The organism is Paenibacillus etheri (assembly GCF_001012825.1).
GTDB lineage: Bacteria > Bacillota > Bacilli > Paenibacillales > Paenibacillaceae > Paenibacillus_AQ > Paenibacillus_AQ etheri.
Genome location: NZ_LCZJ02000018.1, coordinates 867,052 through 893,559, shown reverse-complemented (window position 1 = coordinate 893,559; position 26,508 = coordinate 867,052). Strand labels below are relative to the sequence as shown.

The following is a 26,508-nucleotide window of genomic DNA, read 5'->3' as shown; positions in this document are numbered from 1 at the left end:
TTTTGGCATGCTCATTTTAACTATACCACATGATTTAAAATCACTTTACTGGTAATGTTGACAAGCTATTAGCTGGTATAGCCATACATGCAGCGCAAACAAGGAACACTGCCGAGGCAAACTGTTCCTTGTTTCGTTCAACTGTAGTGTCCCGTTTGCGTAATGATCCCTTTTGTTTAAGTGATTTCATTCACAATATTTCAGTGAAAAATTAAATTCCTTATTTGTTATTACTTCACAATAAATGCAACAATCCCTATAATAATAAACAGAATTCCACCCGAAAATTGTCCTAATCCTGAAGCTTCTCCCATTAACAGAAGATTAAATATGTTTTTGCTTTTTCGATTTTTTCCAAATAAGCCATCCTCTGTTCTCATACGATAAATACCCCAAACTACTAAAACTAACCCAAAAATAAATGGTATTAAAATCATTACAATTCCTCCGTTGTTTGTTTAATATGTGCATCTTTGTGAAACGTATTATTTGTCATCCTCATCGAAAATAAAAGTTTCTTCAATTGATAAATTAAAAACTGAAGCTATTTTATACGCAAGTAACACAGATGGATTATACTTTTGTTTTTCTAATGAGATGATTGTTCTAGAAGATACACTTACTTTATCAGCTAGCTCTTGTTGAGTTATTCCTTGTTCTACTCGTAATTCTTTCACTCTATTTTTCATTAAATATCTCCTTGATTAAAGGACATGATTATAATATTTTCTAGAACCAAATTCACTAATGATTAAAGATATTAAAACAATTAATAATGCAGTATTTGTAGGGATTACCACAAAATTAGTTAAAAACATAATAATTATAATTACATACATCAAAAAACGCATTGAAAAACGAGAAACTTTTCCATCAATTAAAATATCTCTTTCATCATATTCCTTTGACATTTTCTTTTCTAATATTTTGTTATTGCGGGATTTAAGGTAAGAAATTATTGAAATCAACAAAATTATTCCACCTATGAATAACATGACATAGCCAAAATTAAATCCTTCCGATGTATCGAGATTTATTTGAATAAATCCTAATACCATTAACAAGATTGATAATAAAATTCGCTGTATGAATAGTTTTTTCAAATGTAACTCTCCTAACTAACTTATTCTTCTAAGGTGAAGTTTGTTTCATATGAAGTTTATTTCACATGAAGTTTATTTCACATGAAGTTGACTTCATAATAGCTTATTTCAAAATAAATAGCAAATGGTAAATAATAGTCTAGTTATATATTCTTCATATGGCAGATTATCTCCCCAAACATCATATCCCATCTTATAAATTTCTATCATTTCCTCTTTTGTTACTCCCCTAATTTTTTTCAAAGTACCTCTCCTTCTGTTTTTTATGCGGTTATACATTCTTTTCGAAATTAAGCTTATCAAGACCTCTATTCTCCTGAAGCTAAACAACCCGGGAGTTGAATGATGAATTATTAGTATTCAATGAGTTTCTTGTCGATTTCTGCAATTTCGCCGATCTTTGATACCATCCCAAAGAATTATTGACATCAGCATCAGTAGGTAGGTACTTTCTTTCGTACTCCACTACGATTAAAGAATGGGTTATCAGAGCATCGTGAGAACTGTAAATAAGCTAATCTATGGCGATAAATTGTAGATAATTCAAGGTGAACCTTATCAAAAGCAGGGCAATTTTTTTGGAGAAAAGCACCCAGCAAGTTTGGAAGGGTGCTTTTCTGGACTCGTTCCTCCGGGACAACAGCCCCTCCTGACGGTCTTTCAACTCGCCGAGCCGTTCGAAGAACAGGTCGTCACCATCGCCGTTCCCTTCAAACAACTTGAGGAAGCGTACACGTTGACTTTTGATGCTCGCGAGTTCTTTATCAACGGCAGACTCGATGGAGCTGGCCAACACAATCTGCACTGTCAGGCATTGATTTTTTTTCCAAAATAGGTTATTTTATAGACAGCTTAGTGATAAGCAAGTTCCTGACACGAAGGGAGATGTGTTTTAATGGCAACTACTTATATGGTGGTTTGGTCTTAAAACTGAATAGCAGGCATACGCGATAAAAGCGGGGAACCACCCGTATTATTTGGTATGCCATCCAAAGTAACCTTTCGTGAATATTGCTGTTTGCAAGATACGATGAAGGTCGTGTCTTTTTTGCGTCCTGATGCCGCGTGACAGCAGCTTCTTTAGAGGCTGCTTGTCCGTGGCATTTTTGCGTCCAAAAAACAACATTAAAGGAGCTAACAAAAAAACTATGATGAATTTGAAAACCTATGGCTACACAGAAATAGAAGCAATTCCCGACGGATTATTGCCCGGCAGGGTGACGGAGCTTCGGCGCGAGCGCTTCACGGTCATGACCGAGCGCGGCGAAGTAACGGCGGTGCTCAAAGGAGCATTCTATCACAGCGTGGAAACACGCGTAGATTTTCCATGCGTCGGTGATTTCGTCTTGCTGCTTTACAACGAGAGCGGAGATTCGCTCATCGTAACAATACTGCCCCGCCGTTCCAAGTTCTCACGCGCAGATTACTCAGGGCATGCCGTAGGTTACGCAAAAACCGTGCGGGAACAGGTCGTTGCAACCAACTTTGACTATGTGTTTATTCTTTCTTCTCTGAATTGGGATTTCAACGTCACCCGCATCATGCGGTACCTGACACAAGTCAGGCAGAGCGGCAGTCAGCCAGTCGTCATTCTGACCAAGGCTGATCTCGTTGTAGATTATAATCTCCCGCTCGCAGAAGTTACACAAAGCATCCCTGATGTGCCAGTTCATGCGATCTGCAGTCATACCGGCCTGGGGCTGAACGAACTCGCTCCCTACTTGATGCCTGGTAAAACAGTAGTATTTCTCGGTATGTCTGGCGTCGGTAAATCGTCTCTGCTCAATGAATTGATAGAACAGGACGTAATGCGGGTTCAGGCGATCCGGGAAGTCGACAGCCGGGGGCGTCATACGACAACGCACCGTCAGCTGTTCATGCTCCCCTCTGGCGCGATGGTTATTGATACGCCTGGTATGCGTGAGCTTGGGCTTTTTGATGCAGACGAAGGCATCCGCGCAGGTTTTACCGATGTAGAGGAATGGTTTGCGCAATGCCGATTTAAGGATTGCCGCCATCAAACCGAGCCGGGCTGTGCCGTTCTCACGGCGCTTGCCGATGGTTCGTTACCACATGAACGGTGGGAGCATTATGTTGCCCAGCAGCAGGAGAACAAGTATGTCCAGGATAAAACGAGTTACCTCATCGACAAGAGGGCTCGAAACAAAACAACCGCCATGTGGAGCAAGCAAACGAAGAAAAACGGAGGATGGAAAAAATGAATATAAAATTCGAAACGCTGAACTATGCCTTAAGCCGACAGTTCAAGAAGGATATTATCTCAGCTGACTGCCAAACCGTGCCGTTACAAGGCGGAACTGTGGGAAATGTGCACCTGGTAAACGGGATCGCCGAAACCGCGGATGGTGAAAAAATGCCGTACCGTATCGTGCTGAAAATTCAAAAGAAATGGGAACGTTACAACGATCCAGATTCCTGGCGCCGGGAATATGATCTCTATATGTCTGACTTGGGAACGACGTTCTCAGATACCTTCCGCTGGCCAACATGTTACCATGCGGAGATGAATGCCGAAGCAAACGAATTCCAGCTGTGGCTGGAATATATCGATGGCGTAACCGGTTTAGACTTAACCGGTGACATGTATGAACAGGCCGCGCTGGAGTTAGGCCGTTATCAAGGCAAGCTGTATGCGGAGAAGCCCGCTGTGCTGCAGAACCTGACCAACCTGAGCCATGCGGATTTCATGAAGAATACGTATCTGCATTATCGGTCGTGGCCAGTCGTTTACGATTATATACGCTCGGAGGACTGCGAATTCCCGCAGCACATGCGGCAAATGCTCATCGACATTGATGAGCACGTAGATGAGGTACTCGCCCGCATCGAGCAATTGCCCCTAGTGCTATGCCACCGGGACTTCTGGGTGACCAACCTGATCTATGCCGACGGGAAAATCGCGCTCATCGACTGGGATACATGCGGATGGGGTTATTTGGGTGAGGATCTTGCAAGCCTAATTGCGGATGAAGCGGATATCAATCACATGGTCGAATACTACCAGCGGTGTGTCCCCGCTTATTACAAAGGCTTTTTGGAGTATGCGGATATACCCCCTATCGCCGATAATTGCGTCTTCGAATTGATCCTTCTCATATTCGGGTACAGGCTTGTAGAGTGGTATCTCCACACAGAGGACGATGACGAAAAAACAAAGTGTCTTCATACGCTCCAAAAAATCCATGAAATGAAGACCAGCCCTGCGCAGGGTTGACTGTAAAAAAGAACTCCGAAACCCCTTGAATATAATGGGTTTTCGGAGTTTCTTTCATTACTCCCATTCGGTGAATCGATAATGGAAATAAAGCCTTAGACTGTCGCTATTTCACTTAACTAACGTGTTCTGTTAGCGAAAAAGTTATTATTAACAGTCTTTTTTATAGGACTAAAAAAATTCTAGTTTAATGAATTGTTGTTTCGAGAACACTGTCCAGATTATGTGATGCTTCAATAATGGCTGGCTCCAAATTACTCAGCCATTCGGAATACTCTAGACTTGTTACCATGGATGGATCCTTCCTTAGCTCCTTGCATCTCTTCAAATTCTCTTTCCATCCGCTACTAAGATGTAAAAGCCCCCAATCTGCTGCATGGCTTTTAGACAAGATGACACCTTCCTGCCACCAAGCTATAAATTTAGAAGCTAATAGGAGCCAGTCGACGGAATGTAGACTATTTCCCTTGCCAAACTTCCGCATGCACTTGGCATATTCCTAAAAAAAACTAATGAACTCTTCCTTCGAATACGATGGAATATTGTCTAGATGGGACTCACCATACAACAAGATACTCTGCTCCTTGATCGTGTACAGGGTGAACAGGTCTAATTGATTTTCCGTCCAGATGGATTCGCGCTTTGTTCCCCACCATAAGCCACTGCCCTTTTCCCCACTCAGCATATTAATCGTAAGAAAGGCACCCTCAAGCATATTGGTATTGAGGTTGGGAATTTGTCTATCGACGGATCTTCTAAGAAGGGATGATAACCAGTAATGCTTATGGGTTGGTATCCGCTAAACTTTCGCCTTCTTTAGATTGTAATAGCATGACATGAGCCTCTGCTACGGCATTACGAAACAACTTGTCTGTCAATTCGATTCGCTCTACTATATCTTCTACGGTTTTTACACCATATAGTTTTTCCAAGGTTAATACCACTTCGACAGGAAAATCCCGAGACGCATGAACCAAGAAGCTGTCAGCTTGGAATGGTGTATAGATTATCCGAAGTACATCTACAAGTGGATTTACAACATACTTATGATAGTAAATCAACGACTCTAAAAAAAGCCCACGTTTTGTATATTTGACAGCTCGGTTCCTTTGACTGTAAATACCCTGAGCACGTATCAATTGTGATTGAAGTTGTGAATGGTGAGTCGTGTGATCAACGTTTTGATACTTCACGATACCTGTCTTATCTATCAATATAACGGGTACGACAGTTTTGTCTTCGGTAATGAATAAAACAGGGACACTCTCACTTTGGATCGTCACGTCAACTAAGAGACTATCTGATGACTCCTGTAGGTGGTAAACCTTGTAGCGGTTATTTGTGGGTCGACCAGTTTCTTCATAAGCAATATCTACTTTTCCTAATCGACGCATACAGGCATCCAACCGGGTGAATGCAGCATCTATGCAGCCTTCTCTGGTATAGCATACCAAATCAATATCAGAATACTCGTCCAAAGTTTTAGTACCATCTGAACCCTCCAGCCAGATAGCTAAAATATAATCTTCACTTCCAAGGTCTGAAATAATTGCTTTTAGAATGGTCTCACGGTTAATCGTCATTGCTAAACCTCCCAAGCCTTTTTTATCTAATAATAGTTTTATCTCCGATTCATTGCTGTTGTTTTGGAAAGTTTCTGTTTTAAGCTCCCGTTCTTCGTAAGCTAATAACAAGCTCGTTGTTCTACTCGCTAGAATGGTTTGAATAATTGAACCTTTTCAAATAATCACTTATTATTCTCTGATCCTGATGCCACCATAACATTGGGAAATCATATTTTTTTACAAATCCTAACTTTTTCGCTAGCTGTATCGATCGTTCATTGCCAGCGTCACAATTATAATTCGGCACTAGATTATGGTTCAGACAATGTTCGATAAATGCTACGCCCGTAAGTGTTGCTAGCCCTTTATTCTGGTATTCATCCACGGTTACGATATCGATATCTGCATACCCTCCACCTACAAAATAAGAATTGCAAACACTTGCAAAATCATCATCCATCACAAGACAGTAACCAAATCCCCGATCCGCAAATTGTTGTGACGAACTCCATAACGAATCATAAGAAGCGTCCATTTCATTTTTATATTTATCGAATAGCGCTTTATCCATCTGTTTCATAACAAATTGTTCTTGCAATGCGTTAGGTTTTTTTAGATGTTGGAATTTGGACAGATCGAATGTAAAAGATGAACGGTGTAATAATACAGTCTTTCCCGCTAAACTTTCGCTAATTTGAAACAGTAGTTCCGGTGTTGAAGCATAAAGATCGTAGTATTTTGAATGATTTTGATCATTTAGTAAAAAATCAACTACCTCGCTCATGAAGTATTCATTGTCGCCACTCTTAACCAAAAGATACTGTCCATATGAATTGATAATAAGGCTGCAGGTAGGATTTTCGTTGTGATCAACAAACACTTTTCCAGATTGATTTCGCTCAATTACGGAATATGCAAACACGGGTTCATATGCAAGATTTTTCAACAGTGGCAGAACGTGAGCGTGATTTTCTTTAGATAATTCTATCATTTCATCTATCCCTTCTAATTCCATCTAATTCCATCTTCATATAAGTTCCTTGCTAAATTAACCTGCACGATAGTTGAACAAATAAAAAACGGCTGCCGAAGCAACCGCTATTACACAAACCTTCCCCGTTACCGGAATGTACCATCTATAGTATAGTAATTCATATTTCATCCTCAAATATACTTTTTAAAATTAAATCTGCACATTCTTCGGAAGTTTTTAAATGTGTGTTGACAGTACATTTATACTGGATATCTTTTGCCATGATTTGGTGTTGCCAATCAGATTGGTCTTCAGTTCTATTTCCTCGTGCAATATTTCTCTGACGGCAAATGTCTAAAGGGCAAAACACATCTACAATGTATAATGGATACCCGGAAAATATATTGTTCACTTTTTCATAATGTGGTTTCAACTCAGATCTATCTACCATAATGCCGTCAATAAGCACATTTTTACCATGGTCAGAAAATAATTTGGCTGTATGATACATCATGATAATTGCTTCACTTAAATACTTCCAATAATCTTCACGAAGATAACGTTCACCTATCATTTCTTCAAAAAGGTCATTGGCAACAACATAAAAAAATTCTTGCGATTTTAACTGTAAAGCATCTACTATTGATGTTTTTCCAGAACTCGTAACACCGTTTAAAAATACGATTCTACCCTTGTTCATCCTGTTAATACCCCTTATCAATTCAATTAATTATATTTTAATCTTCAAACTTCAAATATGGAAATAAAAAACAACTATAATTGAACTATACTACCGTTAGTTGAACAAAAAAACGGCTGCCGAAGCAGCCGCTATTCCTCAATCGAGTCCTGTTAGCACAGCGAAGCAGTGTTACTGCACTAAACTGAACATTCATTAATCATTGCGAAAAAATACTAAGCACCAAATTGTCTTAAATGATGGTCTAGATGTTTATAAATCCCTTTACCCCATTGCTCAGGAGTAAACTTGCCAAAAAAAGGATGTGGATGGGATGAACATTTCTCCGGACCGTTACTTTGGAAAGTTAAAATCTTTTGTTTCAGTTTTTCTTTCTCTGTGATAAAGTCTCTTTCATCTACAATAAGTATGGTCGGAATTGTTGACATATTGTGTGGTACCGGCTTGTCATTATAGAAAATAGAATTCACGAACCTTCCTATTAACCTTCCTAGCCAATATCTAGGGGGATAGGAATTCCCCAATGCGATATCTTGAAATGCTGAGCAGTGAGCCAACATTTGAGCAACATTCATTGTTCCCCATTGTGGTTTTGAATTTGGACTTAAATTCTCGATACGGTTCAGTATTTCTGCTGTATGCAATTCATTGTATATATTTTCCATTGGCACGCTCCATTAAATTCATCTTTTGTATACGTGAATTTGACTTAGAAAAAAACCTCATCAAGTTCAAATTTGGAATGGTAAACAGGAAAATTTATCTTACCTGAGGAAGTTCACATATGGTCTAGTCCGATACGATTTCCTGCATAATCTAGAATCTTCTGGTCTGTCTATTATATTCATAATTGCATCAGTACAATTCGACAGCATGCTGTCAATCTAATATTTACCATTTTTCATCAGTCCCTCATCAACCCTATTCTTCGCCACTACTCTTATATCTTCGTCATCATCGTTCAATAAAATAGTTAAAACTCGAAATGTCGCTTTTTTGTTATAGACAATTCGTTTTCTAACTGAGCTATCTAAATCTTTTGCCAGTTTCATTTGTAAACTTTCTGGTAGTCGATTTTTTGTAGCAACAATAAATCTAACCCTTTCATCTGCATCGTCAGCTAGAATTTCCATAATCTCAACAGGAATTGATTTATTATGTGCTACCCATTCACGCATTTCAGGGTACGTTTCAATTACTTGTAACCAAACCTCAAAAGGTGCAACATCCCATGCAGCCTTCAGATATTCCTCCATGTTATCACTAAGCCTTAACCTTACAAATTCTTCAGCCGAATTAATCATCATTCAACCCCGATAAACAGATTTATTAACATTTTAACATAAAAATTTAGTTAAACTAATCTGCCGTTAGTTGAACAAAGGGCTACCTCTCGGCAGCCCTCTCATTATTGCACTATTGATCTCAGTTAGTTGAGCAACATGTAACTGCAATCATCTTAATCGCCTTTTATTAAATCGTTCTTAACTAAATCGAAGGCTACTGCGAGATATCTTCACATTGCTGCATTAAAGAATATTGCTGTGACAGTTCAGCGATCCCGTCTGTTAGTTCAATTAAGTCACGTTAAAATGTTTGTATAGATCCATGTGGTCTTTTAAGCTTTTGTTTCCTGATAACTATAACAAAATATTTCATTTTCTTTGATTAATTTGAAGCTAGCTTTGATTCATGAACATGATTGTGGAAATGCCTTTTTTTCGATGTGGATCAGGCACTTTTAACATGCCGATGTCGACTAAATGTTTAAGTACGAAGGCAAGTATGGTTCCCGACGCCATGCAATTCTGTGACCAGTAACGCACATATTTATGTGCATGATCTGGTTGTCCATCGAGGTTCACTTGATAAACAGCTTGATCCAATTTCGTGGCGGCTTCTTTGATTCGTTCGGACGGTTGCGGAATCGCCGCATGCAGACGTTCTCCTGTTTGCTTATCCTTGCAATAAACAATGTTAACTTCAAGGTCAGATTCCGTTCTCAGCAAATATTGTTTATCCAAAAGACGGCGATAGGCATCAATGTTTACATCATTTTGCGGTAAATCTCCATTGATCACATGCATCAGACTGATGAAATCCGAACTCAGATTGTCTCGCCAACTGTCCTTCCTGCCACACCACCACGTATCGACCTGCCATGCCTTTAGTGCAAACTCATCGGAATCCCGATTCATATCGCCACAATAATAATATTGTTTAGGATCAAAACTGACGTCAAACTCTCTGTGAATCGTTGCATGAGCGGCGTAATGGCCGCCATCTTTGCGGCTTACGGAAACCTCTTCATGGCTCACCCTATTGAGTTCTTTGAAGCTCAATTGTTTACCAGAATACGGAATGAGACTCCACAACAGTAGATTGACATCGCCGCCAGGAATGTAGACACCCGTCTCTTGAAACACTTTACCCATCGAGAAAAACGTCTTGAAATAATGCTCGACTGCAATCTCCGCATATTCTTTGAACAATGGGTACAGTACCTCGCTTTTCATTTGGGACGGATCTTCTATGTACATATTGGTACGATACTTTCTACCCGGTAGTTTATCCATGAATCCGTATTCTTCCAGTAGTTTGATTTCATCCCCTATAAATACAGGTGAAATGCCCAGCTCTTCAGCAATTTCATTAATCGTGAGTGGCTTGTGATACGTTGAGAAAGCGATGTTTTGTCTGATCGCCGTCGCTAAAAAGTCGGAGGTGTCACCTTTGTTTCCTGGGGATCCATTATGCCCTAAACCTGTCATGCGAATTGGGTTGATGCCGAGACTACCCATTGATCGAATGGTATTCATTTTGTGTTTCAGCTCCTTTTTCGCTTCGAATAAATGCCATTTGATTGTGCCGCTAGAAAGACCCATCTCAGCCGCGATTCCGCTAATTTTCATTCCACCGTAATAGTACTTGATAACGATTTCCCGTTGTTGGTGAGACAAAAAAGCTATTTCCCGCCGCAAAGCGCCAGCCGTTTCTTGACGAATGATCTCGTCGAAGCCCTCGTCTCTGGACATCACCTCTTGGTCATCAATCCGCATTTGGTTGGAAGCTTTCACTTTCTCGCCAACGAATTTCGCCCACACATAATGTGCAATCTTAAAGACATAACTGTTCAGATCCAAGAACTCTGACTTTTTGAGAAGCGCTTGGTATACTTCCAGCGTAATTCTTCCCGCTAGCTCCTCTGCTTCGGCGATCGTTCCCGTTTTGTTCAAAGCAAAACCATATAGCGACTTGATGTAATCCTTGATGACTCGGTCAGCATGTTGTTTATTCATGTTCTAAAAGCTCCTTCTATCAGGTGGCACTCATATATATACTGCAGCGAAAACGAAAAAGGTTGGGGAATTTAGGAGAAATTTATACTCCCCTTAGCATAATCCCGTTCCCAATCTAGTTCTATATCAGTTTTCTCAGCAAATAAAAAAAGACCGTTTCGGCCTTTAGTGCAACTTAGAACACCTCATCTCATGTTACAATACAACCTGAACTCATAATTTATGAAGGCGGTTGATACTGTTGATTTACATCATCAAATTTGTATACAGCTTTGTACTTCCTCCAGGCCTTTTCATCCTACTTCTGCTAGGTCTAGTCATTTGGCTATGGAAAAAGAATCGTCGTCCAGCGCTAGTACTGCTTGGCGTTACACTGCTTATGTATTTCTCCATGACTCCTTTAGTCAGCGATGCGTTAATCGGAGGATTAGAGCGAAAATATCCACAACCGGATACATTGCAAGGAGATGTCATTGTCGTTCTTGGCGGAGGCGCCAGCTCTGGCACACCAGATATTGATGGGGAGGGCAACTTATATGGATCAGCTGCGAATCGACTTATTACCGCTGTGCGACTTCATAAATTGAGCGGTCTACCTATCCTATTCTCTGGTGGACAAGTCTTCTCTGACAGCGGTAATGAAGCGGATATCGCCAAAAGGCAACTGCTCGGACTAGGCATCTCTCAAGCGGATATCCTGACCGACAATCAATCCCTTAACACGGAGCAGAATGCTGTAAATACCGCCGCAATTCTACAAGAGAAAGGACTTAAACGTCCTGTTCTAGTCACTTCTGGCTTCCATATGCCCCGTGCAATGCAACACTTCAAGAATGCAGGGCTAACGGCGCAAGCTTATCCTACAGATTATATCGCCAGCGCTGAATTTTCGCTGCAACCCTCAAAGTTCACTCCTTCGCCAGGAGCCATCTCCACTACAGGCACAGCCTTGAAGGAGTATTTAGGTCTTCTTGTTGCTCATCTATTTAATTAGATCTGTGAATTTCGCATTTATTACCCCTGCAAGATGCTGCGGTGATACGTCGATTTGTTGACCAATTTTTCCGGCGCTAACGGCTATCGTTCCCTGACTTTCTGCGCTGATGTCAATGAACGTTGGGTATAGCTTTTTCATTCCGACCGGAGAACATCCACCACGGATATAACCTGTCCACTTTTGCAAATCCTTTACTGGCAGCATCTCAATCTTTTTCTCTCCGGCGGCCTTGGCCGCCTTTTTTAGATCGAGCTCTTCGGCAACTGGTATAACAAATACATAGAGATTTGCTCCGCTATGAGCGACCAAAGTTTTAAAAACAGTCTCTGCCGCCTTCCCAATCTTCTCGGCTACAGCCGTACCATGGATTTGTCCATCCTCATTGTCATAAACAAACACTTCATATCCGATCTTCTTCGCATCCAGAATTCGCATCGCGTTGGTTTTGGTTACTGCCATATCTGATCTACCTCTCTTTAATCTAGTCGATACTTTATGGTCAAAGAGGCCCCAAAGCCAACATGGCTCACAGGACCTCTTATTGCTGCGTTTCCATTAATCTCTGGGATAATTAACTTGCATAATATCCATAAACGGAACTTTTTCGATACCTTCGTTTTTACTGATGTGTACTTTTCCAGTCCGCGAGTCCATTTCTACAATCGTTCCGCGTACCTGTTCTTCTTTTCCCCATACGGTCAATAAAATCTCAGAACCTTCTTGCTTGGCCTCAACTAACTGATTGCCTAGCTCCTCAAGTACAAATTCATCTCTTGTGGGCCGCTTGGCTACTTTTGCTTTTGCCACTCTACTCCTCCAATAAGCGATTACAGGTATTAAGTATTTTAAAATACTAAGTATGAATGCTCTCGATTATTATAACATGTTTCAGTTTAAGGCTCGAACCCCTTCTGGCTCAAGAAAAGCTCATCTTCATTAAAAACATTCCGGAGTCCATCGTACACCTTACGATACGCAGATGGATCATACCAATCTTCTAGCTGTAGCTCTTCATAAAGGGAATAAATACCTAATCTCCGTGTCCGTTTGCCTCCACTGCCATCTCCCATAAAATAATCATCGATACAGACTCTATCCACCAAACCCCTTAGGATCTCTGGAAAAGACGTGCTGCTCGGCAATACCGGAGCGATGGTAGCTTGAACAGGAATGCCCGCTTCACGCAGTAATTGCAGTGTCTTTAATCTTGCAGATATGGGCGGAGCACTTGGTGTAAACTTTTTGCGTATATCTTCACGATCCGTCTCTACAGTCATACTCACGCGAACCTTATCTTCTAAGCGTAATAATAAATCTATATCTCTGCGTACGAGCGGACTGCGCGTCTGCACGAACAGAAAATCGGGCGGGCTCTCCACCATAACCTCCAGCAAAGCTCTTGTTACCTGCTCCTTGTGCTCTATCGGTTGGTATGGATCTGTGCTAGAGGACATAAAGATGGAGACCGGTCCTTTGGACTTTGCTCTCTGGAGTTCTTTGCGTAAAATAGCTGCTGCTTCTTGTTTGACATCTACCCAAGTTCCCCATTCCTCTGTGCGAAACAATGAAACGGGCATTTGACGCACATAACAATAAGAGCAAGCATAAGTACAGCCGGTATATGGATTTAAAGAATGGCTGTATCCGTTCAGATAACCCGTCCCTTTATTTAGTAAGGTCTTTGGGGTTTTGTACTGGATCTCATGGTTCATAATTCTTGCGCAATCTTTCTACTTTCCAAATTAAGCAGCCTCGTCTTCATCTCTAATCCCCCGCGGTAGCCAGTTAATGTTCCATTCTTACCAATTACTCGGTGACAAGGGACCGTAATTAATATCGGATTTGCACCTATAGCCGTCCCTACCGCGCGTACAGCAGCAGGCTTTTGAATATGTGTGGCGATGTCCGAATAAGACCACGTTTGTCCATATGGAATTTCACATAACGCTTTCCACACCGCGAGTTGAAATGGAGTCCCGCGATAGTCAAAAGGAATGCTGAATGCCTGCCGTTTCACTTGCAAATATTCGATCAGTTCCTGTACATATGGCGCCATTTTCTCATCGTCCTGCACCAGTTCACTTTCAGGAAATCTACGGCTGATCCAGTCACTCATTTCTTCGAATGGCTTCTGCTGCGACCCCACATAACTTAATCCTTTCTCCGATGCTGCGATATAGAAACTCCATTCCTTATAGGCTAGCAATGTCCAGTATATGATTGCATTTGGTCTACTCTCCATTTTTCTGTACCTCCAAGAATAATTCAGAATGATTCGATGATCCTACTTTGTTAAGCTGTCGATACTGCGTTGGGGTGTGCCCCGTCTTTTTCTTAAATAAGGTAATGAAATACGACGTATTTGGCAGACCCACATGTAATCCAATATCAGCTACTGCCCGCTCCGTGGTAACCAAATATTCAGATGCCTGATCGATTTTCTTCTGCTGTATATAATCCACTGGAGTGATTCCCGTTACTTTCTTGAAGGTTCGATGCAGATGATAAGGGCTTCCATGACAGACTTCTGCCAGCTTTTCAAGAGTAAGAGGTTCCTTATAATGTTTGTCGATATATTCAGTCATTACAGCCACCCATTCCTTATCCGGCAGCCGCTCACCCGTCGGTTTGCATCTTTTACAGGGACGAAATCCAGATTCTAATGCTTGCTCTGCATTTTGAAAGATACGTGCATTCTCTCGATTAGGTGCTTTGGACTTACAGGAAGGTCTGCAAAAGATTCCCGTAGTCTTCACAGCATAAAAGAATTTATCGTTATAGGCTGCATCATTTTGCAAAATAGCCTGCCATTGCTCCTCGGTCATCTTTTCCACTTCTCCGCTCCTATCCATACGCTTCACCTCTAAACCAAGTATACCCCGCTTCAGGGTCATCTGTACTCATTCTAGAATGTAAAAGCAAGATAGTGAAATATAAGAATGGTGAGATTGCTCGTAATTACACTTTGTTTATCGAATCCGCACTTCCTTTGTCAACCGTGCAGGGAGCAGCAATTGAACAACGAATTACTCATAACATGACTACCTGAACTGGAGGAATCAAAATGGAAATTCTGAAAACAAAGGATGCCGCAGAGCTGCTGTCAGTCAGCCAAACTACAATCAAACGTTGGGCTGCTATGTTCCCTGATTTTTTTCCAAAAGACCGGTTTGGCCACTATACCTTCTCAGAGCAGCAAATCGGCTTGCTTAGTCATATTAAAGACCGCATTAATCATGGAGAACCATTAGAAAGTATTCAATTCATTGACTCAAATGAAAAGCAGATGTCTACGTCACCGCAAGCTCCACTTCACCCCATTGACGCTGAGCCTATGCAAGATATATTATCCCGGATTCATTATATTGAACGTACACTCGATCAAAAAGCCGACGAAGTAGTTATGATACAGTTGCTTCAGCAGCGTGAGGAGCTTGAGGATCTGCGGATAATGATTAAGCAATTAGCGGCAACCCTAGAACCAATGCAAGTTTCAAAAGGCAACGCCTTCACATCTAACGAAGCTTCCCATCCCGTCACAATTACAAGGTTACCCTCTCCACCAAGGAAGCGTGGTCTATTACGCTTATTCTTTTTCCTGTAAGCCTGAAACGCAAAAGAACCTACTTCTAACTAGCGTTGAAGTAGGTTCTTATTAAATATCGTAGAACACGAACACGGATCACAAAGTCAGCGATTAACGGTTAAGTAATTCCCCTATTGTTTCTGCAATAAAGCTGAGCCTGCGATCCCTGGATGCGTCATTTCGTACGGGTCCAGAATCAGAGTGAGCTCTTCCTCGGATAGCACATTATACTTAAGGCACAATTCCCGTACTGACTCTCCTGTCAAAATCGCCTCACGAGCAATACGAGAAACCACTTCGTAGCCCAAATGTGGGTTAACCGCGGTAATGATTCCGACACTACGTTCCACATCCCGCTCCAGCTTCTCTTTATTGGCTTCAATACCAGCCAGACAGAAGTCTGTGAAGACTTGGAAAGAATTGTTCATGATGCTGATGGACTGAATGAGATTGAACACTAGCACAGGCTCCATAACATTCAGCTCCAATTGACCCGCTTGGGAAGCCAGACAGATTGTATGGTCATTTCCTATCACTTGAAAAGCTACCTGATTGATGACCTCCGCCATAACCGGATTGACTTTACCTGGCATAATGGAGGAACCAGGCTGGCGGGCAGGTAGTGAAATTTCATTAAACCCTGTCCGCGGGCCGGAGGCCATGAGCCGAAGATCATTAGCAATCTTGGACATGTTCATCATGCAGACTTTTAGGGCAGCAGATACTTCTGTGTATGCATCTGTATTTTGCGTAGCATCCACAAGATGATCTGCAGTAACTAGCGGTAGTCCACTTATTTCAGCCAAATGCTCTACAACCACTTCAATATATCGAGGGTCAGCATTTAATCCAGTTCCTACAGCCGTTGCACCCATATTTACTTCATACAAATGATGGCGTGTATGTTCAATACGTTTGATATCTCTCTCAAGTACTCTTCGATAAGCCTCGAACTCTTGGCCCAGACGAATCGGCACTGCATCTTGTAGATGCGTGCGTCCCATTTTTATAACCGGATCGAATTCCTTGGCTTTATCTGCAAACACTTCATGCATTCTGCGCATAGTAACAAGGAGTTGTTCCAGAAGAGAAAGCGTAGCAATATGAATAGCCGTCGGGAAAGCATCATTTGTAGACTGTGCCATATTCACGTGAGAGTTGGGACTTAAATGACGATAGTCTCCTTTCTCATGACCAAGCAGTTCTAATGCTCGGTTAGCAATGACTTCATTGGCATTCATATTTAACGAGGTACCTGCACCACCCTGTATAGGGTCTACAATAAATTGTTCGTGCCATTGTCCTTCGATGATCTCATCCGCTGCTTTAACAACAACTTCTCCAAGCCCACGATAGAGCCTGCCAATTTCCATATTTGCAAGCGCAGCGGCTTTCTTTACGATCCCCATCGCTTTGATTAATTCATTGTGTACTCTATAACCTGTAATTGGAAAATTCTCTACTGCGCGTAATGTCTGAATCCCATAGTATGCGTTCTTATCTACTTGTTTGCTGCCTAGAAAATCATTTTCTACACGAAATTCAGTTCCTGTCACAGTAAATCCCTCGCATTCTTTGAGTTAGGTTTGTTCGGATTTAAGAAAGCGCATTCATTCATATGTCTCACTTAGATATTAACCTTTATTGTGATAAATGTCTCTCATAAAATTAGAGATTAATGCAATTAATTTCAAATAAGATTACGAAAGCCTTGCCCTTAAAGGAAAGCTGGTTTTTATTAGGAGTAAATTTCCAAATGAAGCTATAGCATAGTATGCGCACTAATTAGATTCTATTGCACTTCATACACTCAAAACAGGTGTAATAACCCCATTTTATAATTCTGTTGCACTTAGTGCATTAGAATCTTATAGACTAACCCATATGACACAATAATGCTCGATTCTGTTGTACAAAATACACTAGATTTCTTTTTTGAGGAAATTTTTCTTAATTCTGTTGCAATAAATGCATTAGAATGTCATCGGATCATTTGCTACACAGGACTCTATTGTGAAATCGAGTTTTAACGGAGCTTATCGCATACCACATATAAAAAAGCCGACCTTAAGGTCGACTCCATCCAAACGTTACTCACAGCTATGTTGAGTTCTTATTAAACCGTATAGTTCTCCAAAGAGATCTTCACACCATTCAGTAAAGCTCGCGGTTGCTCTGACTCGCTCTTCATACTCAAATGCAATCTATCGCCATTACTAGTCGTATAATGAGCCGCCAATCCGTCTTCCATCTCAAACTGGGGTTCATTCTGGGCCATAGCTATTACGAACTCATCCAGTCCGATGATGCCACGGTCTGCAGACTCCTTAACACCAAGAGCCTCAACAATTACCCCACCCGGCATCCCCGTAGCTGATACCTCAATGTATTCCTTATGTTTCTGCAGATGATATGGATGAGATAGATATATTGCGAAATAGACATCGCCAACCTGGCCGAACAATGCATTCAGATCTTGCATCCATTCACCATGTGGGAGAACACCGATGATCGTATTCTTTTCACCTTGAGGAATTGGGAATAAAGAGATAACGACATTCTTGTGATAGAGGACCTCCATGTATCGACTTTGATGGCGAGGATCTCCCTCATTGTAGCCTTGACCTGGGTGGAAGAAATATAACTGGTTAGACCCTCCCTCTCCATTCACAGGCAGGGAAAACGCCCAACGGAGCTGCTCATTATCAAATTCCTCTACTCGTTCCCACATCCCGCCTGCTGCAAAATCCTCTGTAATATAGGCATAGGAATGAAGCAACGGTTGAGCTTTCGGATCTGCCGGGACTACCTTCTGTGTAATCTTGGTGGCTTCCACTGGCGTCTGGCGATTCATTGCAGCTGTTAAAGCCTCATCTGGTGCTTTATAGAATAGGAGTCCAGCGTATTCCGTGCGTGGCATTGCCTCTGGAAGCTTAAAGTCCCCGAACTGAACATAGTCATGAAGCACATTAGCGTCACCTGGTACATCATGTGGCCAACCTCTCGAATGTGCACCCACCCAAGCTCCACGTAAATAAAACTCTGCTCTTACATTCCAAAGATGATCAAGCATGTCTTTAAGAGTCGTTGTTAAATCCGTATCCTCTGCTGGGACAAGCTCCAAAGCGCAGGTAAACGCTTGTATCCAATGCCAGAACCACGGGAGACTGCCGTATTCTGGCATTCCCTTAGATTGGATATATGCCAGTGTCTCCTTCAGACTTTGCCGACCATCCTCAACGAGCACATCATCTGCGAACATAGTGCCAAAAATCAGCTTTGCTGCCGTATATTTCGCTTCATGATGTCCAAAAGTTAGAACTGGTTTATGGAAGAAATTACTCCGATAAATATGTCCAAATGCTGTATTCAGTACAATGCGAAGTTGAGCGTTTAATGATCCACCATATTTTTTGCAAAAGTAAACCATCAGACTGCCCATAATTTCCACAGGCAACTCATGCGGCGACGCTTCTCGTGGAATCGGATTCAATCCAAGCGGCCAGTGCCCGTAAAGCTCCGTGCCGGCTTGCCGATTCTGAAGTAATAAAGTCTCCAGTAGCACATCCTGTGCCTTCTGTTTCGCTTGTTCGCGGTCAAAAGGTAATACGAGAGAATCATCTACTGAAGCTGCAAAAAGATATGAGCCGTAATAAAAGTTATTTCGCACATCATCGTGGAACCAGAGTCCACTCTCTAGCAGAGGTCGCCGCTCCGCTTCCAATGCTATTTTTAAAATTATTTCTTGCTGACGCTCCTCATATCTACTCTGAATACCATTCGACTCCAGCATTCAAGTTCAACCTCCCACATCTCAATTTTCAATAGTATGATAACAATTCTATAAATGAGAACTAAGCATTTTAGATCTATTGTGCACACTTTTCGTTCATTTTGCAATTATAAAAACCTAATAATAAACTAAAATGAACATTATAAATAAAAATAAAACTTGTAAAATGAACATAAATGGAGTAAATTGTACCTATACGAACGAAAATATGCTTGTGAAGGAGATTGAATATTCCATGGAAAGACGTTTTGCATCCCATCCTAATGAAGTTAAGCAGTTTGACACTGAGCGCCTCCGTAAGGAATTCCACATTCCTGTCATTTTTGCACCAGATGAACTGAAGCTTGTACTTACCCATGAGGATCGTATGATCGTTGGCGGTGCTAATCCTGTTAAGGAGGAAGTTGCCCTTACAACTGACCTTAAAGAACTTGGGGTTACTTACTTCTTGGAACGCCGTGAGCTGGGGATCATCAATGTTGGCGGTAAAGGTTCTGTTATTGTCGATGGTACAGAATATGAAGTAGATTTCAAAGAATGTCTGTATGTCGGTCAAGGTTCTAAAGATGTTATCTTCAGAAGTGCAGACGCTTCCAAGCCCGCTAAATTCTATTTAAATTCTGCGCCTGCTCACCAGTCCTATCCAACTACCAAAACCACTCTGGCTGAATCCGAATCTGGTGCGATGGGCGGTTTGGAGAACTCCAACGAGCGTACCATTCACCGGTTCATTCATACAAATGGCGTACAAAGCGCTCAGCTAGTTATGGGTATGACTCAACTGAAGCCAGGTAGCATGTGGAATACGATGCCAGCACATACACATCCGCGCCGGATGGAAGCTTATTTCTATTTCGATCTACCGGACGATTCCGTTGTGTTCCACTTGATGGGAGAGCCAAATGAAACTCGCCATATTGTAATGCAAAATGAGCAGGCTGTAATTTCTCCAAGCTGGTCCATCCACAGTGGTGTTGGCACTCATAACTATACTTTTATCTGGAGTATGGCTGGCGATAATAAAAGATATGATGATATGGACCCCGTATCCATGAAAGAACTACAATAGAGATAAGCTAAAACGCCTTCGGCGTCCTTTTAAGGACGATAAGCGTTTGTGCGAGAATTATAAGGAAGAGTCTAACGTGAAACTTATACTTTCTTATAATTTTAATCAATTACGGAAAGCTGAGGCAAGCGGATGAACCCGATACGACGACACGAGATGATTATGGAAGTTATGCTGAACCAAAAAGATGTAACGGTGAATGAACTGAGCGATAAGCTGCAGGTTACTGGAAAAACAATTCGTGAGGATTTAAGCAAGCTGGAGGAGCAAGGACTAATTGTTCGTGTTCATGGCGGAGCTGTGCTGGCACAAAGTGACCAGTTTGGTATTTTGCCTTCCAAGGATCCACTGGATAAGTATTCCGACGAGAAAACAGAGATCGCCTTGCGTGCGCTTGCTCATATTGAACAGGACGATATTATTGCTCTTGACGGCGGAAGTACAACGCTTGAAATCGCTCGCCGCCTGGACAATATGCCTCTAACGGTAGTCACCAATGATGTATACATCATCAGCGAACTGGTTCCCAAAGATAATATTCGTCTGGTCGTTCCCGGGGGATACCGTGTCCGCAATATGTTGGCCGGCCCTGAAGCCGTCTCCTATGTACAACAACTTAATATTCAAAAAGCATTTCTGTCCTCGACAGCAGTTCATATAGAACATGGACTTTCCATTTATACAGGAGATTTAATCGAGTTCAAGCAAGCCCTTGTATCTACAGCCCGTAAGGTGTTCGCGGTTGTGGATCATCATAAATTCGGCCAAACTGCGCTGCGTACATTCGCATCATTGCAGGAAGTAGACGTTATCTTGACGGATAAAGGACTCTCCTCCGAAACGGCAGAACAGTTCCGCAGTGCAGGCGTTGCCATTGAATGTGAGTAATAACGGAATTAAATCCATTTAAATCAAAGGGGCGTAATTTATATGTCATCATCATTATTCAGCTTGGCAGGTAAAACAGCACTCGTAACCGGTGCAGCTCAAGGTCTTGGACAAGGGATTGCCCTTGCCTTCGCAGAAGCAGGTGCAGATATCGCATCCGTATCTCTTAATACAAGCGAAGAAACTGTAAACGCTGCAAAAGCTTTTGGCGTAAAAGCGGTTAGCATTGAATCTGACTTAAGTGATCATAGCAACCTGCAAAATACATTTGACCAAGCCCTTGAACTGACTGGTCATGTTGATATTCTCGTAAACTGTGCAGGGATGATCCGCCGTACTCCGGCAAAAGACCATAGCGAAAAAGACTGGTTCGATGTTATTAACCTAAACTTGAACACAGTATTCCTTCTGTCTCAGATCGCTGGTCGGCACTTTCTCGAAAGAGGATCCGGCAAAATCATTAACATCGCCTCCATGCTCTCCTATCAAGGCGGAATCAATGTCCCTGGCTACACGGCGAGTAAGCACGGGGTTGCAGGTCTTACTAAAGCTTTTGCCAATGAATGGGCAGGTTCCGGTCTGAACATCAATGCGATTGCACCAGGCTACATGGCGACTGAAAATACAGCTCCGATCCGTGCCGACCAAAATCGTTCGGACGCTATCTTAGATCGTATTCCAGCTGCACGTTGGGGAACGCCAGAAGATCTTAAGGGGCCTGCTGTATTCTTGGCATCCGCAGCTTCCGACTATCTGAATGGTCATATTCTTAATGTTGACGGCGGATGGTTGGCTAGATAAACATTATAGATACAAGCATAAACGCCTTCGGCGTCCTTATAACTAAACCCGCTGCCTGGTGGCAGCGGGTTATTTTTACTTAAACAAGCTTGTAATGGATTCCCCATCAAATTCACTAGTGATTTTAAAATTCCCCGAGCTGTACTTATTCTTACTAGCAAGATCCGTGATATACAAAAAATTAGTGTCAGTGAGGTTCATTCCAAACCGCAAACCTTTATTTACAAATATACTTATCCAATAGGTCTCCGTAGGTTTATCAGAAGCATTACTTCTTCTTAATTTCACATCAGAGAACTCATGTATTATCTTTTCAATTTCTTTCGGATCATCAACTTTTATTTGTTTATCATTTGACGATTTAAGAATCTCGATAGAAGTGATTTCTGTTGCATCGATTTTATCCATTACAAGATTTCCAAATGAATTATAACTATGATATAGCGTGACGCTCCAAAGGATTGTAATGATTACTAAAGGAATTAGGATGATTACGTAACGTGTTTTCATGATTATAAGCCCTCAATCTCCACAAATTCTCCCGGATGCGATCGAATATACTCACTAATCAACCTGTGGCTATCTGCTGCAATGTTCTGAAATCGTTCAAACAAACCACTCATCTCACTCAACAACTCAGGGTCACGCTCGAGATCTGTGATGGCAGCATGAGCCCACTCTTTACCCAGTCTATTGTTTCTTTCTTCGAGAAATGACTTTGTTTCCTGAAGCAAAAGTATCATTGGACCATCGCCAAAAAACCGTATGCCTCCCATCACTCCTGTCCAATACCCCGGCAGGTCTTGCATGTAGGAAATCCAAGCATAATACTCCCCTTCGGAATTACGGCTGTGATCATACATCACTCTGAACATACAAAGTGCCTTCTGTCCATCTGTGAGCTTTGAGATCACTTCGGATTTGATCGATGGTGATTTTCCGCGAATCTGTTGAAAGGTAGGCTCCATACAGGCCCATCCTAGTCTTTCGTCACTTAAAGTGTCCAAGTCTTTCTGCTTCATGGCTACTAAATTCATTTAACTCCTCCTTTGATTAACATCCAAAAATATACATATTTTTCTTACTGATGTCAATAAGAACCTCTCTAACAGTAGGGTAATTCGAACGTTTTTATGATAGGCTTTAGGAAGAAGAAATCATCACAAAGGAGCTTTTCTATGCATAATGAGATACTTACCATATTTGATGAAGCAGGCAACCGAACGGGTACGGCTCCACGTGAAGAGGTACATCGTTTAGGACATTGGCATGAGACTTTCCACTGCTGGTTTATAAGCAAAGATCAGGAAATACCCTATATCTATTTACAGCTTCGCAGTGAACAGAAACAAGATTATGCGGGTCTATTGGACATCACAGCCGCCGGACATTTGCTAGTAAACGAAACTGTAGAAGATGGAATACGCGAGGTTCAAGAAGAACTGGGACTGGATTTATCCTTTAAAGACCTGATCCCGCTAGGGATAATTCCTTATAGTATGAAAAAAGAAAACCTTATCGATAATGAACGGGCGCATGTCTTTGTTTATAACAATCCCTATCGTCTAGAAGATTTTCAGTTACAAAAAGAAGAGGTCGCCGGCATTGTCAAAGCTAAGTTTTCTGATTTTCGCAGATTTTGGCAGGGAGAAATACATAGACTACAAGTCAACGGTTTTCAAATCGATCCGCACGGACATAGAATTACCATTGAGCAGGATGTAGACAAGACCCATTTTGTACCCCACGATATGGGTTATTATACTCGTATTATTGAGGGCATCGAGGCAATATTTCTAATTGATCAATGACTATTTACCGTGAAAGGCATCCAATACACCATAAGATCTGCAATCACTACGGATGCTATAGCATTGTCCAAATTAAGAGTACAAATCGATGGTGAGACCGAGAATTTAGACAGAGAACCAGGTGAGGCTTTCATTGACGAGTCAGGCTTCAAGCTGCTTATTCAAACTGATTCTGAGGAACCAAGAAACTTATTTCTTGTCGCGGTAGTTAAGGATCGAATCGTTGGGTTCTCCAGATGCGAAAGCCCTACTTTAAAAAGATTCGCTCATAAAGTAGAGTTCGGAGTATGTGTGCTGCAGGAATATTGGGGTTATGGAATTGGAAAGAATCTTTTGGCAGAATCTATTGCTTGGGCCGACGCTAACGGTATCCAAAAAATCACTTTAAATGTCCTCGAAACGAACGACAAAGCTGTCACCCTTTATCAGAAGCTTGGCTTTGAGATCGAAGGCACTTTAAAGAATGATAAGATCCTTTCGGACGGTAATTTCTATAACACTATTGTGATGGGACGATTTATGGATTGATTTAAAAAGGCAGAACCTGAATCACTCAGGTCCTGCCTTCTTTTTATACTAACGATTTGCGTTTCAACATTGCGAGATCATTTACCTCTAGATTCAATACTTGAGCAGTAGTACCTGAGCTCAAATCTGTATAATCCGCTCCATCTAATTTGACCGTTTGTGGACTGCCGCTGAAGTTTTGCACAAAAATATAATCGCTCTCTCCATCCGTCCGAAGCTGCGCCGTCACGCCAGTTGGAAGGTCACTATCAAGCGCACGGGTAATTCCCGCTTTTGCAGTGATTGAAGCATACAGTTCAACGTAGAAAGAGGCGTCTTTTACACGAGTAGCAAGATGATACGCATTTCCTTCGCCGAAACGATTTACCGTAAGCGCTGGACGGCCAGCATAGAAATCGCTGCGATAAGTGCCTAATGTTTCCGCACCTTCCAAGTGTATCAGCTCAGCAATTTCATGCGCATCATAATCTCCGCTAAGATTAAGTGCATTGCTCGCCTGCATTACAACACCATTCAAATCACGGCTATGCAGCCCTTCGGTCTCTTCTGCCCAAATCCCGAGCGTTCTACGGAGTGGTCCAGGGAATCCGCCTAAATGACATAAATCCGTTTCGTTAACGACACCAGACCAATAGGTTGCCAGGAATGTTCCGCCCTGCTCAACATACTTCTCGATACGCTTTCCATTCTCTTCGCTGATCAGATATAACATAGGTGCAATTACCAGCTTGTAAGCAGACAGATCATCTCCGGATCCAATCATATCAACTGGAATGCCCAGCTCCCAAAGTGCACGATAATGCTGTAGTACAGTCTCCTCATAACGCAATCCGGAATTACGAATGCCTTGTGCATCCTTTATTGCCCAGCGGTTGTCCCAATCGAAAATAATCGCCGTTCTCACTGGAGTTGATGTACCTACTACTTCTGTCATTCCCGCCAGTGTCTTACCTACCTCTGTTACATCTTTAAACACACGAGTCTCGGAGTGGCCGCTATGGTCAACAACTGCACCGTGGAACTTCTCGCTGGAGCCCCGGCTTTTACGCCATTGGAAATACTGAACGGAATCGGAACCATGCGCTACCGCTTGAAGCGAAGACAGCTTGTGCATGCCAGGACGCTTCAGTTTACTAACCGATTGCCAGTTCGTAAGAGATGGCGTGCTTTCCATGAGCAGGAATGGTTTCTTTTTAAAAGAACGCATTAAATCGTAGTGCATTGCTGTCCATGCCGCTAGTCTAGCATCGTCGCCGTCTTCGGTATAATGCCATTCCGGATAAGCATCCCATGAGACAACATCCAGAATTTTGGCCAGTTCACGGTAATCAATGCCGTCGATCATATGCATATTCGTTGTAATTGGCAACGCTGGATTGTATGCGCGAACAGTATTGATCTCATGCTGACAGAAGTCAATCGACCGTTCGCTGACAAACCGCCGCCAATCGAGATTCAAGCCGTGTACTTGCGTCTCTCCATGTGGAGCCGGGGATTCAATCTGTGACCATGAAGTATAGGTATGACTCCAAAAAGTAGCCCACCAAGCATGATTCACCTCATCCAAACTGTTTTTGTATTTGACCTTTAACCAATCTCTAAAAGCATTCTGACAAAGATCACAGTGACATTCGCCACCGAACTCATTCGAAATATGCCAACCGATAACCGCAGGATGCTGGCTATAACGTTCTGCTAGCTTTGCATTTAAAATCGCAGTCTTCTTCCGATACACAGGCGAGGTGAAGCAATGATTATGACGGAAGCCATGTAAATTGTGAACACGATTACGTTCCACTCTTAGAACTTCAGGGTACTTCTCAGACATCCAAGCAGGTCGTGCTCCACTAGGTGTTGCCAGGAAAGCATAAATCCCATTCTCTGCAAAAGAATCCAGTACACCATCGAGCCAATCGAAAGTGAACACACCCTCTTCAGGCTCTAGTGATACCCAAGAAAAAATCCCGACAGACATCACATTGCAATTCGCAAGCTTCATCAGACGAATATCCTCACGTAAAATTTCTGGGTACTTCAGCCATTGCTCAGGATTATAATCGGCACCGTGCAGCATCACTGGAGCTTTGCTGCTAATCGGGGAATGTTTTTTACTCATTGTGTAAGATCATCCTCTCAATTCTGCCCATTTCTTGAATGGGA

At 42.0% G+C, this 26,508-nt stretch carries 32 protein-coding genes; 11 read left to right on the top strand and 21 right to left on the bottom strand.

Features of this window, described 5'->3' with window-relative positions:
* Nucleotides 1-230 precede the first annotated feature (230 nt).
* The 3 genes from UQ64_RS09630 to UQ64_RS09620 are packed head-to-tail and all read right to left on the bottom strand — an operon-like array spanning nt 231 to nt 1,103.
* Entirely contained in the window at nt 231-437 is a 207-nt protein-coding gene (locus UQ64_RS09630) for a hypothetical protein (RefSeq protein WP_425339574.1), read from the bottom strand.
* Nucleotides 438-485: 48 nt separating this feature from the next.
* Nucleotides 486-689, bottom strand: a complete 204-nt coding sequence (locus UQ64_RS09625) for a helix-turn-helix transcriptional regulator (RefSeq protein ID WP_060623236.1) — start codon at nt 687-689, stop codon at nt 486-488.
* Between the two features lie 15 nt (nt 690-704).
* Entirely contained in the window at nt 705-1,103 is a 399-nt protein-coding gene (locus UQ64_RS09620; protein WP_060623235.1) for a hypothetical protein, read from the bottom strand.
* A 601-nt stretch (nt 1,104-1,704) separates the two neighbouring features.
* On the opposite strand from UQ64_RS09620, the gene UQ64_RS31595 reads away from it, so the two are divergent.
* From UQ64_RS31595 to UQ64_RS09605, 3 genes are all read left to right on the top strand, one after another.
* Nucleotides 1,705-1,938 carry a hypothetical protein gene (locus UQ64_RS31595; protein WP_060623234.1) on the top strand — a complete coding sequence of 78 codons (234 nt, stop codon included), beginning with the start codon at nt 1,705-1,707 and terminating at the stop codon, nt 1,936-1,938.
* A gap of 313 nt (nt 1,939-2,251) precedes the next feature.
* On the top strand, nt 2,252-3,325 hold the full coding sequence (gene rsgA, locus UQ64_RS09610; protein WP_082651052.1) for a ribosome small subunit-dependent GTPase A: 1,074 nt from the start codon (nt 2,252-2,254) through the stop codon (nt 3,323-3,325).
* Nucleotides 3,322-4,338 carry an aminoglycoside phosphotransferase family protein gene (locus UQ64_RS09605; protein WP_060623233.1) on the top strand — a complete coding sequence of 339 codons (1,017 nt, stop codon included), beginning with the start codon at nt 3,322-3,324 and terminating at the stop codon, nt 4,336-4,338. Before rsgA ends, UQ64_RS09605 begins: the two co-directional genes overlap by 4 nt.
* A 187-nt stretch (nt 4,339-4,525) precedes the next feature.
* Here the strand turns inward: UQ64_RS09605 and UQ64_RS09600 are convergent, their stop codons facing one another.
* The 8 genes from UQ64_RS09600 to UQ64_RS09565 all read right to left on the bottom strand — a co-directional run bounded on the left by UQ64_RS09600 (nt 4,526) and on the right by UQ64_RS09565 (nt 10,875).
* Nucleotides 4,526-4,822: an aminoglycoside adenylyltransferase domain-containing protein gene (locus UQ64_RS09600; RefSeq protein WP_060623232.1), complete on the bottom strand. Its 297-nt coding sequence runs from the start codon at nt 4,820-4,822 to the stop codon at nt 4,526-4,528.
* A gap of 15 nt (nt 4,823-4,837) precedes the next feature.
* The gene (locus tag UQ64_RS31590) at nt 4,838-5,053 is read right to left on the bottom strand and encodes a hypothetical protein (RefSeq protein ID WP_060623231.1); all 216 of its coding nucleotides are present in this window, start codon (nt 5,051-5,053) and stop codon (nt 4,838-4,840) included.
* 67 nt (nt 5,054-5,120) lie between these two features.
* Nucleotides 5,121-5,921 (bottom strand): aminoglycoside 6-adenylyltransferase, encoded by an 801-nt coding sequence (locus UQ64_RS09590; RefSeq protein ID WP_060623230.1) that lies wholly within the window; start codon nt 5,919-5,921, stop codon nt 5,121-5,123.
* Nucleotides 5,922-6,042: 121 nt separating this feature from the next.
* The gene (locus UQ64_RS09585) at nt 6,043-6,918 is read right to left on the bottom strand and encodes a GNAT family N-acetyltransferase (RefSeq protein WP_060623228.1); all 876 of its coding nucleotides are present in this window, start codon (nt 6,916-6,918) and stop codon (nt 6,043-6,045) included.
* Between the two features lie 136 nt (nt 6,919-7,054).
* A complete protein-coding gene (locus UQ64_RS09580; RefSeq protein ID WP_060623226.1) occupies nt 7,055-7,576 on the bottom strand; it encodes a phosphotransferase-like protein in 522 nt (173 codons plus the stop codon).
* Nucleotides 7,577-7,791: 215 nt separating this feature from the next.
* The gene (locus UQ64_RS09575) at nt 7,792-8,241 is read right to left on the bottom strand and encodes a DUF1569 domain-containing protein (protein WP_060623224.1); all 450 of its coding nucleotides are present in this window, start codon (nt 8,239-8,241) and stop codon (nt 7,792-7,794) included.
* 219 nt (nt 8,242-8,460) lie between these two features.
* Nucleotides 8,461-8,883 carry a hypothetical protein gene (locus tag UQ64_RS09570; protein ID WP_209445738.1) on the bottom strand — a complete coding sequence of 141 codons (423 nt, stop codon included), beginning with the start codon at nt 8,881-8,883 and terminating at the stop codon, nt 8,461-8,463.
* 372 nt (nt 8,884-9,255) lie between these two features.
* Nucleotides 9,256-10,875, bottom strand: a complete 1,620-nt coding sequence (locus UQ64_RS09565) for a sigma factor-like helix-turn-helix DNA-binding protein (RefSeq protein WP_060623222.1) — start codon at nt 10,873-10,875, stop codon at nt 9,256-9,258.
* Nucleotides 10,876-11,116: 241 nt separating this feature from the next.
* On the opposite strand from UQ64_RS09565, the gene UQ64_RS09560 reads away from it, so the two are divergent.
* Complete coding sequence (locus tag UQ64_RS09560; protein WP_060623221.1) at nt 11,117-11,869, top strand: YdcF family protein; 753 nt, start codon at nt 11,117-11,119, stop codon at nt 11,867-11,869.
* Here UQ64_RS09560 and ybaK read toward each other — a convergent pair.
* From ybaK to UQ64_RS09535, 5 genes are all read right to left on the bottom strand, one after another.
* Nucleotides 11,858-12,331, bottom strand: coding sequence for a Cys-tRNA(Pro) deacylase (gene ybaK / locus UQ64_RS09555; protein WP_060623219.1), 474 nt, complete (start codon nt 12,329-12,331; stop codon nt 11,858-11,860). The two genes, UQ64_RS09560 and ybaK, sit on opposite strands and share 12 nt — an antisense overlap.
* A 96-nt stretch (nt 12,332-12,427) precedes the next feature.
* Nucleotides 12,428-12,679 carry a YolD-like family protein gene (locus UQ64_RS09550; RefSeq protein WP_042189285.1) on the bottom strand — a complete coding sequence of 84 codons (252 nt, stop codon included), beginning with the start codon at nt 12,677-12,679 and terminating at the stop codon, nt 12,428-12,430.
* Between the two features lie 86 nt (nt 12,680-12,765).
* Nucleotides 12,766-13,584 (bottom strand): SPL family radical SAM protein, encoded by an 819-nt coding sequence (locus UQ64_RS09545; RefSeq protein ID WP_060623217.1) that lies wholly within the window; start codon nt 13,582-13,584, stop codon nt 12,766-12,768.
* Complete coding sequence (locus UQ64_RS09540) at nt 13,581-14,114, bottom strand: methylated-DNA--[protein]-cysteine S-methyltransferase (protein ID WP_060623215.1); 534 nt, start codon at nt 14,112-14,114, stop codon at nt 13,581-13,583. The genes UQ64_RS09545 and UQ64_RS09540 overlap by 4 nt, the downstream gene beginning before the upstream one ends.
* Nucleotides 14,104-14,724: a bifunctional transcriptional activator/DNA repair enzyme AdaA gene (locus UQ64_RS09535; RefSeq protein ID WP_060623212.1), complete on the bottom strand. Its 621-nt coding sequence runs from the start codon at nt 14,722-14,724 to the stop codon at nt 14,104-14,106. Before UQ64_RS09535 ends, UQ64_RS09540 begins: the two co-directional genes overlap by 11 nt.
* Nucleotides 14,725-14,798: 74 nt before the next feature.
* Here UQ64_RS09535 and UQ64_RS32545 point away from each other — a divergent pair, with 74 nt between their 5' ends.
* Nucleotides 14,799-14,921 carry a hypothetical protein gene (locus UQ64_RS32545; protein WP_280818173.1) on the top strand — a complete coding sequence of 41 codons (123 nt, stop codon included), beginning with the start codon at nt 14,799-14,801 and terminating at the stop codon, nt 14,919-14,921.
* 15 nt (nt 14,922-14,936) lie between these two features.
* On the top strand, nt 14,937-15,476 hold the full coding sequence (locus UQ64_RS09530) for a MerR family transcriptional regulator (RefSeq protein ID WP_060623211.1): 540 nt from the start codon (nt 14,937-14,939) through the stop codon (nt 15,474-15,476).
* A gap of 113 nt (nt 15,477-15,589) precedes the next feature.
* Here UQ64_RS09530 and aspA read toward each other — a convergent pair whose 3' ends face one another.
* Both aspA and UQ64_RS09520 read right to left on the bottom strand, forming a co-directional pair.
* Nucleotides 15,590-17,014 (bottom strand): aspartate ammonia-lyase, encoded by a 1,425-nt coding sequence (gene aspA / locus UQ64_RS09525; protein ID WP_060623209.1) that lies wholly within the window; start codon nt 17,012-17,014, stop codon nt 15,590-15,592.
* A gap of 560 nt (nt 17,015-17,574) precedes the next feature.
* The gene (locus UQ64_RS09520) at nt 17,575-19,251 is read right to left on the bottom strand and encodes a hypothetical protein (RefSeq protein WP_060623207.1); all 1,677 of its coding nucleotides are present in this window, start codon (nt 19,249-19,251) and stop codon (nt 17,575-17,577) included.
* A 235-nt stretch (nt 19,252-19,486) separates the two neighbouring features.
* On the opposite strand from UQ64_RS09520, the gene kduI reads away from it, so the two are divergent.
* The 3 genes from kduI (at nt 19,487) to kduD (ending at nt 22,009) form a co-directional block, all read left to right on the top strand.
* On the top strand, nt 19,487-20,320 hold the full coding sequence (gene kduI, locus UQ64_RS09515; RefSeq protein ID WP_060623205.1) for a 5-dehydro-4-deoxy-D-glucuronate isomerase: 834 nt from the start codon (nt 19,487-19,489) through the stop codon (nt 20,318-20,320).
* 132 nt (nt 20,321-20,452) lie between these two features.
* On the top strand, nt 20,453-21,208 hold the full coding sequence (locus UQ64_RS09510) for a DeoR/GlpR family DNA-binding transcription regulator (protein WP_060623202.1): 756 nt from the start codon (nt 20,453-20,455) through the stop codon (nt 21,206-21,208).
* Between the two features lie 42 nt (nt 21,209-21,250).
* The gene (gene kduD, locus UQ64_RS09505; protein ID WP_060623201.1) at nt 21,251-22,009 is read left to right on the top strand and encodes a 2-dehydro-3-deoxy-D-gluconate 5-dehydrogenase KduD; all 759 of its coding nucleotides are present in this window, start codon (nt 21,251-21,253) and stop codon (nt 22,007-22,009) included.
* Nucleotides 22,010-22,084: 75 nt separating this feature from the next.
* On the opposite strand, the gene UQ64_RS09500 is transcribed toward kduD, so the two are convergent.
* Together UQ64_RS09500 and UQ64_RS09495 are read right to left on the bottom strand one after the other, a co-directional pair.
* Nucleotides 22,085-22,417, bottom strand: coding sequence for a DUF5301 domain-containing protein (locus UQ64_RS09500; protein WP_167348466.1), 333 nt, complete (start codon nt 22,415-22,417; stop codon nt 22,085-22,087).
* Between the two features lie 104 nt (nt 22,418-22,521).
* Nucleotides 22,522-23,046, bottom strand: a complete 525-nt coding sequence (locus tag UQ64_RS09495) for a hypothetical protein (protein ID WP_060623197.1) — start codon at nt 23,044-23,046, stop codon at nt 22,522-22,524.
* A 141-nt stretch (nt 23,047-23,187) separates the two neighbouring features.
* Here UQ64_RS09495 and UQ64_RS30755 point away from each other — a divergent pair, with 141 nt between their 5' ends.
* Nucleotides 23,188-23,820 carry an NUDIX hydrolase gene (locus tag UQ64_RS30755; RefSeq protein WP_060623195.1) on the top strand — a complete coding sequence of 211 codons (633 nt, stop codon included), beginning with the start codon at nt 23,188-23,190 and terminating at the stop codon, nt 23,818-23,820.
* Between the two features lie 9 nt (nt 23,821-23,829).
* Nucleotides 23,830-24,348 (top strand): GNAT family N-acetyltransferase, encoded by a 519-nt coding sequence (locus tag UQ64_RS30750; protein ID WP_060623194.1) that lies wholly within the window; start codon nt 23,830-23,832, stop codon nt 24,346-24,348.
* 43 nt (nt 24,349-24,391) lie between these two features.
* Here UQ64_RS30750 and UQ64_RS09480 read toward each other — a convergent pair whose 3' ends face one another.
* Nucleotides 24,392-26,464 (bottom strand): beta-galactosidase, encoded by a 2,073-nt coding sequence (locus tag UQ64_RS09480; protein ID WP_060623192.1) that lies wholly within the window; start codon nt 26,462-26,464, stop codon nt 24,392-24,394.
* Nucleotides 26,465-26,508 lie beyond the last annotated feature (44 nt).